This window comes from Duganella sp. Root198D2 (assembly GCF_001428585.1).
Classification (GTDB): Bacteria; Pseudomonadota; Gammaproteobacteria; order Burkholderiales; family Burkholderiaceae_D; genus Rugamonas.
Window position 1 is genome coordinate 219,243 of record NZ_LMIC01000048.1, and the last position, 14,473, is coordinate 233,715.

12 protein-coding genes are annotated in these 14,473 nt (G+C 63.1%); 2 read left to right on the plus strand and 10 right to left on the minus strand.

The genetic code is table 11. The annotated features are described in order from the left end of the window. Nucleotides 1-58: 58 nt before the first annotated feature. The 10 genes from ASE26_RS24755 to ASE26_RS24800 form a co-directional block, all read right to left on the minus strand. Nucleotides 59-1,165, minus strand: a complete 1,107-nt coding sequence (locus ASE26_RS24755) for a ribonucleotide-diphosphate reductase subunit beta (RefSeq protein WP_055929249.1) — start codon at nucleotides 1,163-1,165, stop codon at nucleotides 59-61. Nucleotides 1,166-1,343: 178 nt separating this feature from the next. Beyond that, nucleotides 1,344-4,235, minus strand: a complete 2,892-nt coding sequence (locus ASE26_RS24760; RefSeq protein WP_055929245.1) for a ribonucleoside-diphosphate reductase subunit alpha — start codon at nucleotides 4,233-4,235, stop codon at nucleotides 1,344-1,346. 336 nt (nucleotides 4,236-4,571) lie between these two features. After that, a complete protein-coding gene (locus ASE26_RS24765; protein WP_055929243.1) occupies nucleotides 4,572-6,089 on the minus strand; it encodes a sigma-54 dependent transcriptional regulator in 1,518 nt (505 codons plus the stop codon). Further along, nucleotides 6,086-7,732 carry a PAS domain-containing sensor histidine kinase gene (locus ASE26_RS24770; protein WP_057247117.1) on the minus strand — a complete coding sequence of 549 codons (1,647 nt, stop codon included), beginning with the start codon at nucleotides 7,730-7,732 and terminating at the stop codon, nucleotides 6,086-6,088. Before ASE26_RS24770 ends, ASE26_RS24765 begins: the two co-directional genes overlap by 4 nt. 8 nt (nucleotides 7,733-7,740) lie before the next feature. After that, nucleotides 7,741-7,989, minus strand: a complete 249-nt coding sequence (locus ASE26_RS24775; protein WP_057247118.1) for a PP0621 family protein — start codon at nucleotides 7,987-7,989, stop codon at nucleotides 7,741-7,743. After that, a complete protein-coding gene (locus ASE26_RS24780) occupies nucleotides 7,986-8,789 on the minus strand; it encodes an inner membrane protein YpjD (RefSeq protein WP_055929235.1) in 804 nt (267 codons plus the stop codon). Before ASE26_RS24780 ends, ASE26_RS24775 begins: the two co-directional genes overlap by 4 nt. A 21-nt stretch (nucleotides 8,790-8,810) precedes the next feature. Further along, nucleotides 8,811-9,599, minus strand: a complete 789-nt coding sequence (locus ASE26_RS24785) for an ABC transporter ATP-binding protein (protein WP_057247119.1) — start codon at nucleotides 9,597-9,599, stop codon at nucleotides 8,811-8,813. Continuing rightward, complete coding sequence (locus tag ASE26_RS24790) at nucleotides 9,600-10,415, minus strand: ABC transporter permease (RefSeq protein WP_055929229.1); 816 nt, start codon at nucleotides 10,413-10,415, stop codon at nucleotides 9,600-9,602. Beyond that, complete coding sequence (locus tag ASE26_RS24795; protein ID WP_057247120.1) at nucleotides 10,412-11,386, minus strand: ABC transporter substrate-binding protein; 975 nt, start codon at nucleotides 11,384-11,386, stop codon at nucleotides 10,412-10,414. Before ASE26_RS24795 ends, ASE26_RS24790 begins: the two co-directional genes overlap by 4 nt. A gap of 68 nt (nucleotides 11,387-11,454) precedes the next feature. Next, nucleotides 11,455-12,258, minus strand: a complete 804-nt coding sequence (locus tag ASE26_RS24800; RefSeq protein WP_055929223.1) for a M48 family metallopeptidase — start codon at nucleotides 12,256-12,258, stop codon at nucleotides 11,455-11,457. Between the two features lie 201 nt (nucleotides 12,259-12,459). Between ASE26_RS24800 and ffh the strand changes: the two genes are divergently transcribed. Beyond that, entirely contained in the window at nucleotides 12,460-13,827 is a 1,368-nt protein-coding gene (gene ffh, locus ASE26_RS24805; RefSeq protein ID WP_055929220.1) for a signal recognition particle protein, read from the plus strand. Nucleotides 13,828-13,995: 168 nt separating this feature from the next. Next, nucleotides 13,996-14,373 carry an SWIB/MDM2 domain-containing protein gene (locus tag ASE26_RS24810; RefSeq protein WP_055929217.1) on the plus strand — a complete coding sequence of 126 codons (378 nt, stop codon included), beginning with the start codon at nucleotides 13,996-13,998 and terminating at the stop codon, nucleotides 14,371-14,373. Nucleotides 14,374-14,473 lie beyond the last annotated feature (100 nt).

The window sequence follows — 14,473 nt, forward strand, 5'->3', positions numbered from 1 at the left end:
CACCAAGAGGCCTTTTGGATTCATCACATGACGAATGGCATCGGACGACGATGCGAGATTAATCCCAGCTCAGCGCGCCACCGGTCTGGTACTCGGTCACGCGGGTTTCGAAGAAGTTACGTTCCTTCTTCAGGTCGATCATTTCCGACATCCATGGGAATGGATTCTCGTCCTGGTCGAACAGGGTTTCCAGGCCGATCTGGGTCGCACGGCGGTTAGCGATAAAGCGCAGGTAGCCTTTGAACATGGCTGCGTTCAGGCCCAGCACGCCACGTGGCATGGTGTCTTCGGCGTAGCGGTATTCCAGTTCGACAGCTTCCAGGAACAGGGCTTTGATCTCTTCCTTGAAGGCCGGGGTCCACAGTTGCGGGTTTTCCAGCTTGATGGTGTTGATCAGGTCGATACCGAAGTTGCAGTGCATCGATTCGTCGCGCAGGATGTACTGGTACTGTTCGGCGGCGCCCATCATCTTGTTCTGGCGGCCCAGCGCCAGGATCTGGGTGAAGCCGACGTAGAAGAACAGGCCTTCCATCAGGCAGGCAAACACGATCAGGGACTTCAGCAGTTGCTGGTCGGTCTCCAGGGTGCCGGTCTTGAAGGTCGGTTCGGTCAGCACGTTGATGAACGGGATCAGGAACTGATCCTTGTCGCGGATCGACGCTACTTCGTTATAGGCGTTGAAGATCTCCTGCTCGTCCAGGCCGAGGGACTCGACGATGTACTGGTAGGCGTGGGTGTGGATCGCTTCTTCAAACGCCTGGCGCAGCAGGTACTGGCGGCACTCGGGAGCGGTGATATGGCGGTAGGTGCCCAGCACGATGTTGTTGGCGGCCAGCGAGTCGGCGGTAACGAAGAAGCCCAGGTTGCGCTTGACCAGGCGGCGCTCGTCTTCGGACAGGCCGTTCGGGTTCTTCCACAGCTCGATGTCGCGCTGCATGTTCACTTCCTGCGGCATCCAGTGGTTGGCGCAGCCGGCCAGGTACTTGTCCCAGGCCCATTTGTATTTGAATGGGACCAGCTGGTTGACGTCAGTCTGGCCGTTGATGACGCGCTTGTCGTCGGCGTTCACGCGCAGTGCGACTTGGTCGGCGCTGGCTTCGGCTGTGGCGCCCTGTGGTGGGGTTTGGCGCGGGGCGGCCGCGGCTTCATCGTCCCAGGATAGCATTTGTTTTTTCCTCTTTGATTTACTTTTTTAAACCGGTAAACCGGTGTCTGACCCGCAGGGTCAGACACCGTCTGCTCAACGGCCGGCGATACTTTTCAAGCCGCGAACTTTGCTCAGCAAGTGTCAGACCCTGCGGGTCTGACACTGCTTTGCCGGTTTTAACGATGTATCTATTGTATTACTGGCAGGCTTCGCATTCCTCGAAACCGTCGTCACCAGGACGCAGGTAGCAGGCGGCGCCATCTGGCTCGGCAGCTACTGCCGCCGGGGCGTCCGGCACGTTCGCGGACACGGCGTTCAGGGCGCCGGTACGGGAAGTCGACTTCTCCATGTGCGATGCAGCGATGGTGCGCAGGTAGTAGGTGGTCTTCAGGCCGCGCAGCCATGCCAGCTTGTAGGTTTCGTCCAGGGTCTTGCCGGATGCGCCTGCCATGTAGATGTTCAGCGACTGGGCCTGGTCGATCCACTTCTGGCGGCGCGATGCGGCTTCCACCAGCCAGCTTGGCGACACTTCGAACGCGGTGGCGTAGATATCGCGCAGGTCTTGCGGTGCGCGGTCGATCTTGCTCAGCGAGCCGTCGAAGTACTTCAGGTCGGCGATCATCACCTCGTCCCACAGGTCGCGCGCTTTCAGGTCGCGCACCAGGTAGGCGTTGATCTCGGTGAATTCGCCGGACAGGTTGGACTTCACGTACAGGTTCTGGAAGGTCGGTTCGATGCAAGCCGACACGCCGATGATGTTCGAAATGGTGGCGGTCGGGGCGATCGCTACGCAGTTCGAGTTACGCATGCCGAACTTGGCGATGCGTTCACGTACCGGGGTCCAGTCCATCGCGGACGACAGGTCCTGCTCCAGGTAGCCGCCGCGCTGTTCCGCCAGCAGGCGCACGGAGTCTTGCGGCAGGATGCCGCGCGACCACAGGGAACCCTCGTACGACTCGTACTTGCCGCGCTCTTCGGCCAGTTCGGTCGACGCCAGGTAGGCGTAGTAGCAGACGGCTTCCATCGAGGTGTCGGCGAACTGCACCGCTTCCATCGAGGCGTACGGTACGCGCATCATGTGCAGGCAGTCCTGGAAGCCCATCACGCCCATGCCGACCGGACGGTGGCGCATGTTGGCGTTACGTGCTTTCTCCACTGCGTAGTAGTTGATGTCGATGACGTTGTCCAGCATGCGCATTGCGGTGCGGATGGTCTTCTGCAGCTTGACGTGATCGATCTTGCCCTCTTTCATGTGGGCAGGCATGTTCACGGAACCCAGGTTGCAGACGGCGATTTCGTCTTCGTTGGTGTTCAGGGTGATCTCGGTGCACAGGTTCGAGCTGTGGACCACGCCCACGTGCTGCTGCGGCGAACGGATGTTGCACGGATCCTTGAAGGTGATCCATGGGTGGCCGGTTTCGAACAGCATCGACAGCATCTTGCGCCACAGGTCCAGCGCTTCGATCTTCTTGAACACGCGGATTTCGCCGGCAGCGGCTTTGGCTTCGTAGCCGACGTAGGCTTCTTCGAAGGCCTTGCCGACTTTGTCGTGCAGGTCAGGCGTTTCGGACGGCGAGAACAGGGTCCAGTGCGATTTTTCCATCACGCGCTTCATGAACAGGTCCGGAATCCAGTTCGCGGTATTCATGTCGTGGGTGCGGCGGCGGTCGTCGCCGGTGTTCTTGCGCAGGTCGAGGAATTCCTCGATGTCCATGTGCCAGGTTTCCAGGTAGGCGCAGACTGCACCTTTGCGCTTGCCGCCCTGGTTCACTGCCACCGCGGTGTCGTTCACCACTTTCAGGAACGGCACCACGCCTTGCGATTTGCCGTTGGTGCCCTTGATGTGGGCGCCCAGTGCGCGCACCGGGGTCCAGTCGTTGCCCAGGCCGCCGGCAAATTTGGCCAGCAGTGCGTTTTCCTTGATGGCGTCGTAGATGCCTTCCAGGTCGTCGGACACGGTGGTCAGGTAGCAGGAGGACAGCTGCGAACGCTGGGTGCCGGAGTTGAACAGGGTCGGGGTCGACGACATGAAGTCGAAGGTCGACAGCAGGTTGTAGAACTCGATGGCGCGCGCTTCGCGGTCGCTTTCGTTCAGGGCCAGGCCCATGGCGACGCGCATGTAGAAGGCCTGCGGCATTTCGATGCGCACATCGCGCACGTGCAGGAAGTAGCGGTCGTACAGGGTTTGCAGGCCGATATAGCCGAACTGCAGGTCGCGGTCGGCCACCAGGGCCTTGGCCAGCTTGGCCAGGTCGAACTTGCCCAGTTCTTCGTTCAGCAGTTCAGCGGCAATGCCTTTGGCGATGTACTGCGGGAAGTACTCGATGTAGGCAGCGGCGGCGCCGGCTTGCGGCACTTCCTTGCCGAACACTTCCTTACGGATGGTGTGCAGCAGGATGCGGGCGGTCACCTGGGAGTACGCAGGGTCCTTTTCCATCAGCGCGCGGGCAGCCAGGATGGCGGACTTGTGCAGTTCTTCGACCGGCACGCCGTCGTACAGGTTTTTCACGGTTTCGGCCAGGATGGCGTCGGCATCGACGTGCTTTTCCAGGCCCTTGCAGGCGGCGCCGATCAGGTCGCGCACTTCCTGCATCACCAGCGGACGGGCAACGCCGTTCTCGGTGACGTTGATCTGCGGTTCAGCGGCGGCGGCGGCGCCGGCAGCTTCTTTCTTCAGGCGGCGTTCTTCCATGTGCTTGGCGCGGTACAGCACGTAGGAACGCGCCACATCGTGTTCGCCGGAGCGCATCAGGGCCAGTTCAACCTGGTCTTGCACGTCTTCGATATGGAAGGTGCCGCCGGTTGGCTGGTGGCGCATCAGCGCGGTCACCACTTTCTGGGTCAATTCTTCCACCAGTTCGCGGATGCGGGCGGAAGCCGCACCCTGGCCGCCGTTCACTGCCAGGAAAGCCTTGGTCATTGCCACGGCAATCTTGGATGGCTCGAAAGCTACCACGGCGCCGTTGCGGCGGATGATGCGGTAGTCGGCCAGTTGGCTAGCGGAAACAGCGACGCCGCCGGCAGTTTCGCCAGCGGAAACAGGCACGTGAGGCGCCTGCGTGGTGGAAATATCTTGATTAGATTGCATTTATGCTCCGCGTATTCAGTATTTGTTTATGACCACTATATCTAGTGAACCATCGAATTCTGTCCACTAATTGTAGTGACGGGATCCGGATCGTACAAGGTGAAATTTTTTCGTTTAGACCACGATTTCTTATTGACTTTTGATATCCCCCATCGCTACAGGCGATCGACGGTGAGCAAGCACTAACACTGCTTTTTCGCTGCTGATTTAATAAGCAATGTTGCAACGCAGCACAGAGTTGTGCGTTGGCGAAAACGCTACAGCAAAGATGGGGTTTTTAGCGGCGGACCGGGATTATAGACCAATCGGGCGGCGGCTGCCCCGCCGCCCGATTGGCTAGCTCGGATCCTGGATGTTCAGCTTCTGCATCTGGTAGCGCAGCTGGCGGAAGCTGATGCCCAGCAGCTGGGCGGCCTGGGTGCGGTTGTAATTGGTCTGGGCCAGGGCGCGGGTAAGGATGTCGCGCTCGACTGCCTCCAGGTAGGCCGGCAGGTTGCTGGGCAGGACGTCGAACACCGGCAACGGCGGCATGGCCGGCTCACCGGCAGGCGCCTCCGTTAGCGGGGCTTCGGCCGCCACGCTTGCCGCCGCTGGCGTGCTGGGCAGCGGGCTGGCCGGCTGGCCCGCTGCCGGGCCGGCGGGAGCGGCCGGCGCAGCCGCTGGCGCGGCGGCCAGTGAGGCGGTTGGCGCGGCCGGGGCCAGGCTGCCGCCCTTCAGCGCCAGGTCTTCCGCCGAGATCACGCCATCGTTGGAGAACGCCAGCGCGCGCTCCAGGATATTTTCCAGCTCCCGCACATTGCCCGGGAAAGAATAGCCCTTCAATACATCCAGCACGCCAGGCGCCAGCACCACCTTGTGCTCAAAGCTGCCAAGCCGCGCCAGGATCGCTTCCACCAGCTCATCCAGGTCATCGAGCCGTTCGCGCAGCGGCGCCAGGCGCAGCTCGATCACGTTCAGGCGGTAGAACAAATCCTGCCGGAACAGGCCTTGCTCCACCAGCTTTTCCAGGTTCTTGTGGGTGGCGGAGATGATCCGCACGTCGACCGGCTCTTCGGCCGTGGCGCCGATCTTGCGCACCCGCCGCTCCTGGATCGCGCGCAGCAGCTTGACCTGCATGGCCAGCGGCAGGTCGGCCACCTCGTCCAGCATCAGGGTGCCGCCATTGGCAGCCTGGAAGAAGCCATCGCGCTCGTCGGCCGCGCCGGTAAAAGCGCCCTTGCGGTAGCCGAAGAACTCCGCCTCCATCAGCGCTTCCGGTATGGCGCCGCAGTTGACGGCTATAAAGGGCTTGTCCGCGCGCGAGCTCTGGGCGTGGATTTCGCGCGCCGCCAGTTCCTTGCCGCTGCCCGATTCGCCATTGATGGCAATCGGCGCCATGGAACGCGCCAGCCGGGCAATCTGGGCGCGCAGGGCCTGGATCGCAGCGGAACCGCCGCGCAGCCGGCTTTGCGGCTGGCCGCGCGCCGGGGCCGCCGCAGGGGCGCTGTCGCTGACCTTCAAGGCCGACTGCACCAGGATGCGCAACTGCTCCAGCTGCACCGGCTTGCTGACATAGTCGAAAGCACCCGCCTTCAGCGCCACCACGGCATTTTCAGCGCTGCCGAAGGCCGTGACCACCGCAATCGGGATGTTCTTGCCGCTGGCCGACACCTCGCGCACCAGGTCCAGCCCAAGGCCGTCCGGCAGGCGCATGTCGGTCAGCACCAGTTGAAAATCTTTTTCGGCAAAGAGCTGGCGCGCTTGCTGAAGGGTTTCGGTGCTGTCCACGTCCAGCCCCATCCTCAGCAGGGTAATTTCCAGCAATTCGCGCAGGTCGGCTTCATCGTCAACGACCAGGACACGTGGAGAAGTCATGTGTTTTTCGCAAATGTAATTACAAAGCGGCCGCTCGACTTGCGCGCGCCGCCCTCTGTCACGCTGGCTTCGAAACGGTGCTCGTAATCCAGCATGGCTTCGTTATTCAAGCACAATTCGCGCGCCAGATACAGGCCCAGGCCCGTGCCTTTGCTCGATGTTGTATAAAACGGCTCGAACAGGTGGGCCCGCACCTGCGGCGAAATACCGGGGCCATCGTCCTGCACGTGCAATTCCAGCGGCCGGCCGGCCACCTGCACGATGAAGACGCGGATACTGGCCGGCGTGCCGCTGGCATAGCGTACCGCGTTGTTGAGCAGGTTGATCAGCACTTCGCGCAGGTGCAAGGGGTCGAAGCGCACCATCACCTGGCGCATGCCGCCCAGGCACACGATCTTGCGCTCCAGCTTATGGGTCTCGTCGAACTCCGCCTTCAGCTCGTTGAGGAAGGCTTCCAGCTCCATCGGTTCGTGGTGGCTTTGCGCCTTGCGCGAGAGCTGCAGGATGTCTTCCACCATGCGGTTCACGCGCGCCACATTGTCGCTGATGATCTTCAGCAGGCGCTTGTGCACCGGCGCCTGCAAATCCTCTTCCAGCAGCGAATTGGCGTGGCCGATCGCCGACAGCGGATTGCGCACTTCATGCGCGATGCTGGCTGTCAGGCGGCCCATCGAGGCCAGCTTGAGCTGCTGCGCCTTTTCCTCGATGCCCGTGACGTCTTCCAGGAAAATCACGTTGCGCTCCACATCCAGGCCGTTGGTGTCGGCGGCGGCAAAACGCAACTTCAAATGCAGCGCCACGTCGCGCCGTGAATTCCAGGCGGCTGTCAAATCCTCCTGTTCCGGGTCGTCGAACGGTTTGATGGTGATAAAGGCGCTGGCCTGCTGCGGGTCGCTGCGCCAGGCCTCGTAGGCGACTGCCAGCGGCTGCAGCGCCGTGCCGTCCAGCATCTGCGTGGCGCCGCCCAGCATCTGCTGCGCCGCCGGGTTGCTCATATGGATAGTGCCGTCCGGCCCCACCACCACGATGCCGTCGGCCGAATGGGCGATCACCAGGCGGTTGACGGCCTGCTGCACGCCGATTTCAATACCGCGCTGCGCCACCAGCTCTTCCTGGCCGATCAGGCGCGCCGCCATGCGGTTCACGATCAGCACCACGGCAAACCAGGCGACGCCGTACAGGCCGGCCTGCAGCACCTGCGACTCGCCGCCGGAAATGGCGAGGTAGGTGCTGTGGGCCAGCATGAACAGCGTGGCCAGCGAGGCGCTGAACAGCGACAGCACCAGCGGCGCCAGGATGGCGCAGCCGGCCAGCGGGAACAGGTACAGGATGGCCAGGCCGGAGCGCAGCCCGCCGGACGCCAGGTACAGCAGCGAGATACAGGTCAGGTCGCAGGCCACCTGCGACATCAGCTGCAGCATGAAGTGGCGGCGCCAACGCAGCGCCAGCAACTGCATCGCGGCGGCCGCCAGCAGGTAAGCGCTGCATACCTGGGCCGACAGTTCAGGGGTCGACAGCCGGCCGGCGCTGAAATACAGCAGCAAGACCAGGGCGATCACAATGCGGGTCGCGCCCAGCGCTTTCAGCGAGCGCCAGAAAGTGTCGCGCGAGGCGGCCGAGAGGGTGTGGAGACGGGCAAACACGCTGTGGCTTAATGCGGGGCGTGCGCCGCGCAGCAGTAGTCGCGGCCATTGGCCGGGACGTTTTCGGAGGCCGGGAAATGCACGCCGCACTGGGCGCATTGCAGCATCTTCTCAGCCTGCTGCGGGTCGGCCGCACGCGGCTGCTGCGGCGCCGGCGCCGGGCCGCCTTGCTGCGGGCCGCTCATCTTGCGCAATTTGCTGCGGATGGCGGCGATGACCAGGAACACCAGCGCCAGCCAGAACAGGATTCGTGTCATGCCAAACCTCGATGTAAAACCACTTCCAGGACAAAACGGCTGCCGACATAGGCCAGCAGCAGGGTCGCGAATCCCGCCAGCGTGAAGCTGAGGGCGGTCTTGCCGCGCCAGCCGCGGAAATGACGGCCGGCCAGCAAGGCGGCAAACAGGACCCAGGACAGCAGGGTGAAGACCGATTTATGGTCCCACTTCAGCGCCCGGCCAAACAATTCTTCGCTGAACACAATGCCCGACAGGACCGTCAGGCTAAGCAGCACGAAGCCGAAGCCGATCAGGCGGAACAGCAGCTTTTCCATGGTCAGCAGGGCCGGCAGCTGGTCCAGCGCCGCGGCGAAAAAGCCCGGGCTGTCGCTGCGGGTATGCAGGCGCGACTCCTGCAGCGCCATCAGCACGGCGTGGAAAGCGGCGATGGTCAGCGTACTGTAGGCCAGCGTGGCGATGGCGATGTGCCAGCCCAGCATGGTGGAGCGGCCGGCGGTCGGGATCAGCGCGCCGGGGAAGCCGGCCTGCAAAGCCACCGCCAGGGCGGCCACCGGCATCACGATACGGCGCAGGCCGTCCAGCGGGAAGTTCTGGTTCTCCAGCCAGTAGGCGCCGACCGAAATCCACAGCGCCGACGACAGCATGGTGGCAAAACCGATGCGCAGCGAGCCGGGCACCATCACGTCGACCCACAGCGCGGCGCCGTGCAGCAGCCACGCGCCGGCCGTCAGTGCGGCGATAGGCACGGATTTACGCGACGGGAGGAAACCACAAATCAGGTAAAGCAGCGTTGCTGCGAGCAGGAAGTAAGTTTGCATCCAGTAAGTTTAACACTGCCGTCAATCCACAGCGGCTGCGCGCAACTCGTCGTTATGGTGGCGTTGTTGTTCTTCCATCACCAACTGCCCCAGCTCGCGCTTCAAGGCATTGAATTCCGGGGCCGACGGGTCGCGCAGGCGCGGCAGGTCGACCAGGATGTCGCGCTTGACCGTGCCGGGGCGGTAAGTCATGACCACGATGCGGTCGGCCAGGTAAATCGCCTCCTCGATACTGTGGGTGACGAAGATGATGGTCTTTTTCTGCTCGTCCCAGATACGCAGCAGCTCGTCCTGCAGGTCGCGCCGGGTCAGCGCATCGAGCGCGCCGAATGGTTCATCCATCAACATGATCGGCGAATCGAGCGCCAGCACGCGCGCAATCGCGACCCGCTGCCGCATGCCGCCCGACAGGTCTTTCGGGAAGCGGTGGCGGAAGTCCTGCAGCGACAGAGTCTTCAGCAGCTGCTCCACGGTAGCCGCGATCTGCGCCTTCGGCAGGCCCTTGATCTCCAGGCCGAAGGCCACGTTGTCGGCCACCGTCATCCACGGGAACAGCGCGTACTCCTGGAACACCATGCCGCGCTCCGGCGCCGGCTCGGCTACCTGCTTGCCGTCGGCGACGATGCTGCCCCTGGTGGGCGGCGAAAAGCCGGCGATGGCGTTCAGCAGCGTCGACTTGCCGCAGCCCGAAGGCCCCAGCAGGCAGACGAACTGGCCGCGCGGGATCTCCAGGTTGATGTCCTGCAGCGCCACCACCGAGGTGCCGAATACCTTGCTGACGCCTTTGACTTCGATATGTGCAGCGCTCATTCAGCTCTCCAGGCCGCGATGCCAGCGCAGCAGGTGGTTGTTCAGGCGGTCCATGGCGACGTCGATCGCCAGGCCCAGCAGGCCGATGCTGATCATGCCGGCAATGATCTTGTCCGACCAGAAGTACTCGCGCGCCTCGCTGATGCGGAAGCCCAGGCCATTGTTCACCGCCACCATTTCCGCCACGATCACCACGATGAAGGCGGTGCCGATGCCGATGCGCACGCCGGCCAGGATCGAAGGCACGGCCGCCGGCAGGATCACGCGCAGGAACATGGTGGGGCCGGCGGCGCCCAGGTTGCGTGCCGCGCGCAGGTAGATGCCGTCGACCTGGCGTACGCCGGCGATGGTGTTGATCAGCACCGGGAAGAAGGCGCCCAGCGAAATCAGGAAGATGGCCGGCGGGTTGCCCAGCCCGAACCACAGCATCGACAGCGGGATGTAGGCGATCGGCGGCACCGGGCGGATGATCTGCACCAGCACATTGAACAGGCGGTAGGCGTGGGCGCTGGCGCCCATGGCAAGGCCCAGCGGCAGCGCCAGCCCGCCGCCGATGGCGAAACCAAGCAGCACGCGGTACATGCTGCCGATCGCATCGTGGATCAATTCGCCCGAGAAGGCCCACGCCAGCCGGCTGCCGTTGCCGTCATACGGTTGCAGCGGCAGCAGGTATTCCACCCACTTGCGCGCCACCGCCTCCGGCGACGGCAGGGCTTGCGGGTTGACCCAGCCGCGGTAAGTCACGACATGCCAGAGCAGCACCAGCGCCGCCGGCACCACCAGGCCGACCGCGACGTCGCGCCATGCGACCTTCATTTGACGCCCAGCGATTTCTTGGCCTGCTCCAGCAGGTCGGTCTTGACCCAGTCCTTGGCGACCGGCGGCTTGGCCATCTTGCCGACGCCCGTCTTGACCATGGTGTCGGTGGTGACCTGGATGTGTTCCGGCGTCACGTCATACGAATAGGGCGAATTGCCGATCGCGTCCTGGAAATCGTCGCTGCTGATCTGGCCCTTGAACACGGTCTCGCGCACGTATTTTTCGGCGGTGGCCGGCTGGTCGATGAAGGTCTTGGTCGCCTCCACGAAGCAGCGCATGAATTTCTCGGCCACCGGGCGGCGCTCCTTGTAGAACTTCTCGGTCATCACCATGGTCCGGATCGGCTCGCCGATCGGGGTGTTGTAGGGCTTCAGGATCTCGCTGCCGTAGCCCTTGTTGATGGCCTGCGAGGATTGCGGCTCCGACTGCATCATGGCGTCGATATGCTTGCCGAGCAGGGCCTGGTTCAGGTCCGCATAGGCCAGCAGCACAGTCTGCACGTCCTTGCCCGGCTGCTCGGAGACCGTCAGGCCGGCCTGCTGCAGTTCGGCCAGCAGCAGCACTTCCTGGATGCCGCCGCGCGTCACGCCGACTTTCCTGCCCTTCAGGTCCTTGACCGATTTGAGATTCAGGTCGCTGCGGCCCACCAGGCGCGCGCCGCCCTTGGCAAAGCCGGCCACCACGTAGATCGGCGCACCGCCGGCGCGGCCGGAAATCGCCGCTTCGGAAGCCGTCGCCCCCACGTCCAATTCACCTGCCAGTACCGCCGACATCACGTCCAGGCCCTTGGCAAACACCCGCTCTTCGACCTTGATGCCGCACTTCGGTGCGATCTCCTTGATATACGACACGGCGCCGTAGTGGGCAAACTTCAGGTTCCCGAGCCGCACCACTTCCTGCGCCTGCGCGCTCCCAGCCAACACCAGCGCCGCGAAGGCTAGCGCCTTGCCGATACTTTTCAGTTTCATCCAGGTCTCCTCAGTGAATAGTTGGCCTGCGCGGCCGCGCGCCCATCATACATTGAAGGCAGGGTCGCTTAAAGCGCGCTGCGTTCGAGCTGTTGCGCCAGCCGTTCCGCGCACGGCGCATGGATTGCGAGGTAGGCGCGCTCGGCGCCGGCCGTGCCGCTGGCGCCGCTGAGCGCTTCCTGCACTTCGGTCAGCAGGCGCAAGGACAAGCCGTTATGTTCCAGCAGGTCGGCGGCATATTTATCGGCTTCGATTTCGGCCTGCTGGGGCCACTCCAGGTGCGGCGCACGCGCCGCCATGCTGGCAGCGAGCCAGCTGGTATCGCCCAGCACCACGCCGACCGCGGCCGGCAGCATGGCTTCCTGCGCCAGACGGCGCAGCATGTGGCGCTGCTGCTGGTGGCCGAGTTCATGCGCCAGCACCGCCAGCACTGCGCCATCGTCGGGCAGCGCCAGCACCAGGCTGTCGGTCAGGATGATGTCGCCCGAAGGCAGCGTGAAGGCAGCCGCGCCGAGCCGGCTGCTGCGAAACAGCAGGCGATGCCGCGGCGCTCCCTCATGCGGCGCCTGCAGGCTGGTGAAGGCCGCGCTGATGCGGGCCCGGTGCGTCTCCGCCAGTTCGCTCGGCTTGAGCGCCTGCATCTCCAACTGCCGCAGCATGCCCTGCCCCAGCTGGTCTTCCAGCGCCGGCGAAAAGGCCGCGGCCAACTGGTTGACGACAGCGGGGCGCGCCAGCTGCCATCCGCCGTACAGCGCGATGCATGCCGCCAGCAGCAGCGCCGCGGGGCGCCAATGGCGCAGTGCGCGCCGCCGGCCGGGCGCGAGAATATTGATCAGCTCTGGAACGGCCAGCGTTTGCACAAGTTCATCCATAAAATTAATTTATGAACAAGATGCATGGAGGCCGCATGTCTTGTCAAGAAGAAACTTTGTTTATTTCGCAAATTTGTGCACGATAGTGACATTTTGTGAGAGACCGGCGGTCACCGTCCGCGCCTGCCGCCGACGCCGGCTACTAAGGTAGAATGGCGGGATTTTCCGCATATCGCACCACTCTTTATTAGTAGGCCACCAATGCTAGACAACCTGACTACGCGCCTTGCCAAAGTCGTCAAGACGATGCGCGGCGAGGCCCGCCTGACCGAAGCCAACACCGCCGAAATGCTGCGCGAAGTGCGCATGGCGCTGCTCGAAGCCGACGTCGCCCTGCCGGCCGTGCGCGAATTCATCGCCAAGGTCAAGGAAAAAGCCCTCGGCGAAGAAGTGATTTCCTCGCTGACCCCGGGCCAGGCCCTGGTCGGCGTGGTGCAGCGCGAACTGGGCGCCCTGATGGGCGCGGACCTGGGCGCGGAAGCCTCGCAGCTCTCCTTTGCCCAACAGCCGCCGGCCATCATCCTGATGGCGGGCTTGCAGGGCGTGGGTAAAACCACCACCGTCGGCAAGCTGGCCAAGTACCTGAAAGAGCAAAAGAAAAAGAAAGTGCTGACCGTATCGGCCGACGTTTATCGTCCTGCCGCTATCGCCCAGCTGCAATCGGTGACCAGCCAGGTCGGCGCCGATTTCTTCCCCTCCACCGCGCAGGACAAGCCGGTCGACATCGCGCTGGCCGCGCTGGACTGGGCCAAGAAGCACCACCATGAAGTGCTGATCATCGACACCGCCGGCCGCCTCGGTATCGACGAAGAGATGATGAAAGAGATCGCCGCCGTGCACGGCGCGGTCAAGCCGATCGAAACCCTGTTCGTGGTCGACGCCATGCTGGGCCAGGACGCGATCAATACCGCCAAGGCCTTCAATGACGCGCTGCCGCTGACCGGCGTGGTGCTGACCAAGCTCGATGGCGATTCGCGCGGCGGTGCGGCGCTGTCGGTGCGCCACATTACCGGCAAGCCGATCAAGTTTGCCGGCGTGTCGGAAAAGCTGGACGGCCTGGAAGCCTTCGACCCGCAGCGCATGGCCAACCGTATCCTGGGCATGGGCGACATCCTGGCCCTGGTCGAGGAAGCGCAGAAGAACGTCGACGCCAAGGCGGCGGCCGAGCTGGCAGCCAAGGTCAAGTCGGGCGGCAGGTTCGACATGAACGACTTCAAGGCGCAACTGGCGCAGATGAAGAAAATGGGCGGCATGTCCGGCCTGCTCGACAAGCTGCCGGCCCAGTTCCAGCAGGCGGCAGCCGGCGCCAATATGGACCAGGCCGAAAAGCAGGTGCGCCGCATGGTCGGCATCATCGACTCGATGACGCCGAAGGAGCGCGCCAAGCCGGAACTGATCAAGGCGGCCCGCAAGCGCCGCATCGCAGCCGGCGCCGGCGTCCAGGTGCAGGAAGTAAACCGCATGCTGGCCCAGTTCGAACAGATGCAGACCATGATGAAAAAGCTCTCGGGCGGCGGCATGATGAAGATGATGCGCTCGATGAAAGGCATGATGCCGGGCATGCGCTAAGCCCCGCCAAGCCGCAAAAAGCCGCCTTCGGGCGGCTTTTTTTGTGTTTAAGTCTTGTTTCCCCTAAAAAACCCACAAAAACACTTGCACAAGCTGCAAACCCCCGCCAATATTAGCCGTGCGATAGTATTGCGCAATTATCCATTTGTTTGTTAAGGAGGCTCGAATATGGCAACAGCCAAGAAAGCAGCACCAGCAGCAAAGAAAGCCGCCGCCAAGCCAGCAGCCAAAAAAGCTGCGCCGGCCAAGGCAGCAGCCAAGCCAGCAGCAAAGAAAGCAGCAGCACCAGCCGCACGTAAACCTAACGCAGCCTTCATGAAGGCGATGACGCCATCGAGCGCACTGTCCGCCGTAGTCGGTTCCGCACCGCTGCCGCGCACCGAAGTGACCAAGAAAGTCTGGGACTACATCAAGAAACTGAACCTGCAGGACGCCGCAAACCGCCGCATGATCAATGCGGACGACAAGCTGAAAGCTGTCTTCGGCGGCAAAGCCCAGGTTTCCATGTTTGAAATGACCAAGCTGATTTCCGACCACCTGAAATAAGCTGCTTCTGGCTGTTGCAGCCATTCGAGGAGCCCCGACGCCAAGCGCTCGGGGCTTTTATTTTTTGTGCCTCCACACCAGCACACCTTCCCGCCCCTGC

What these genes read in the sequence shown, in the direction of transcription:
- ASE26_RS24755 (WP_055929249.1), bottom strand. Translation starts at nt 1,165, where the DNA reads ATGCTATCCTGGGACGATGAAGCCGCGGCCGCCCCGCGCCAAACCCCA.
- ASE26_RS24760 (WP_055929245.1), bottom strand. Translation starts at nt 4,235, where the DNA reads ATGCAATCTAATCAAGATATTTCCACCACGCAGGCGCCTCACGTGCCT.
- ASE26_RS24765 (WP_055929243.1), bottom strand. Translation starts at nt 6,089, where the DNA reads ATGACTTCTCCACGTGTCCTGGTCGTTGACGATGAAGCCGACCTGCGC.
- ASE26_RS24775 (WP_057247118.1), bottom strand. Translation starts at nt 7,989, where the DNA reads ATGACACGAATCCTGTTCTGGCTGGCGCTGGTGTTCCTGGTCATCGCC.
- ASE26_RS24780 (WP_055929235.1), bottom strand. Translation starts at nt 8,789, where the DNA reads ATGCAAACTTACTTCCTGCTCGCAGCAACGCTGCTTTACCTGATTTGT.
- ASE26_RS24785 (WP_057247119.1), bottom strand. Translation starts at nt 9,599, where the DNA reads ATGAGCGCTGCACATATCGAAGTCAAAGGCGTCAGCAAGGTATTCGGC.
- ASE26_RS24790 (WP_055929229.1), bottom strand. Translation starts at nt 10,415, where the DNA reads ATGAAGGTCGCATGGCGCGACGTCGCGGTCGGCCTGGTGGTGCCGGCG.
- ASE26_RS24795 (WP_057247120.1), bottom strand. Translation starts at nt 11,386, where the DNA reads ATGAAACTGAAAAGTATCGGCAAGGCGCTAGCCTTCGCGGCGCTGGTG.
- ASE26_RS24800 (WP_055929223.1), bottom strand. Translation starts at nt 12,258, where the DNA reads ATGGATGAACTTGTGCAAACGCTGGCCGTTCCAGAGCTGATCAATATT.
- ffh (WP_055929220.1), top strand. Translation starts at nt 12,460, where the DNA reads ATGCTAGACAACCTGACTACGCGCCTTGCCAAAGTCGTCAAGACGATG.
- ASE26_RS24810 (WP_055929217.1), top strand. Translation starts at nt 13,996, where the DNA reads ATGGCAACAGCCAAGAAAGCAGCACCAGCAGCAAAGAAAGCCGCCGCC.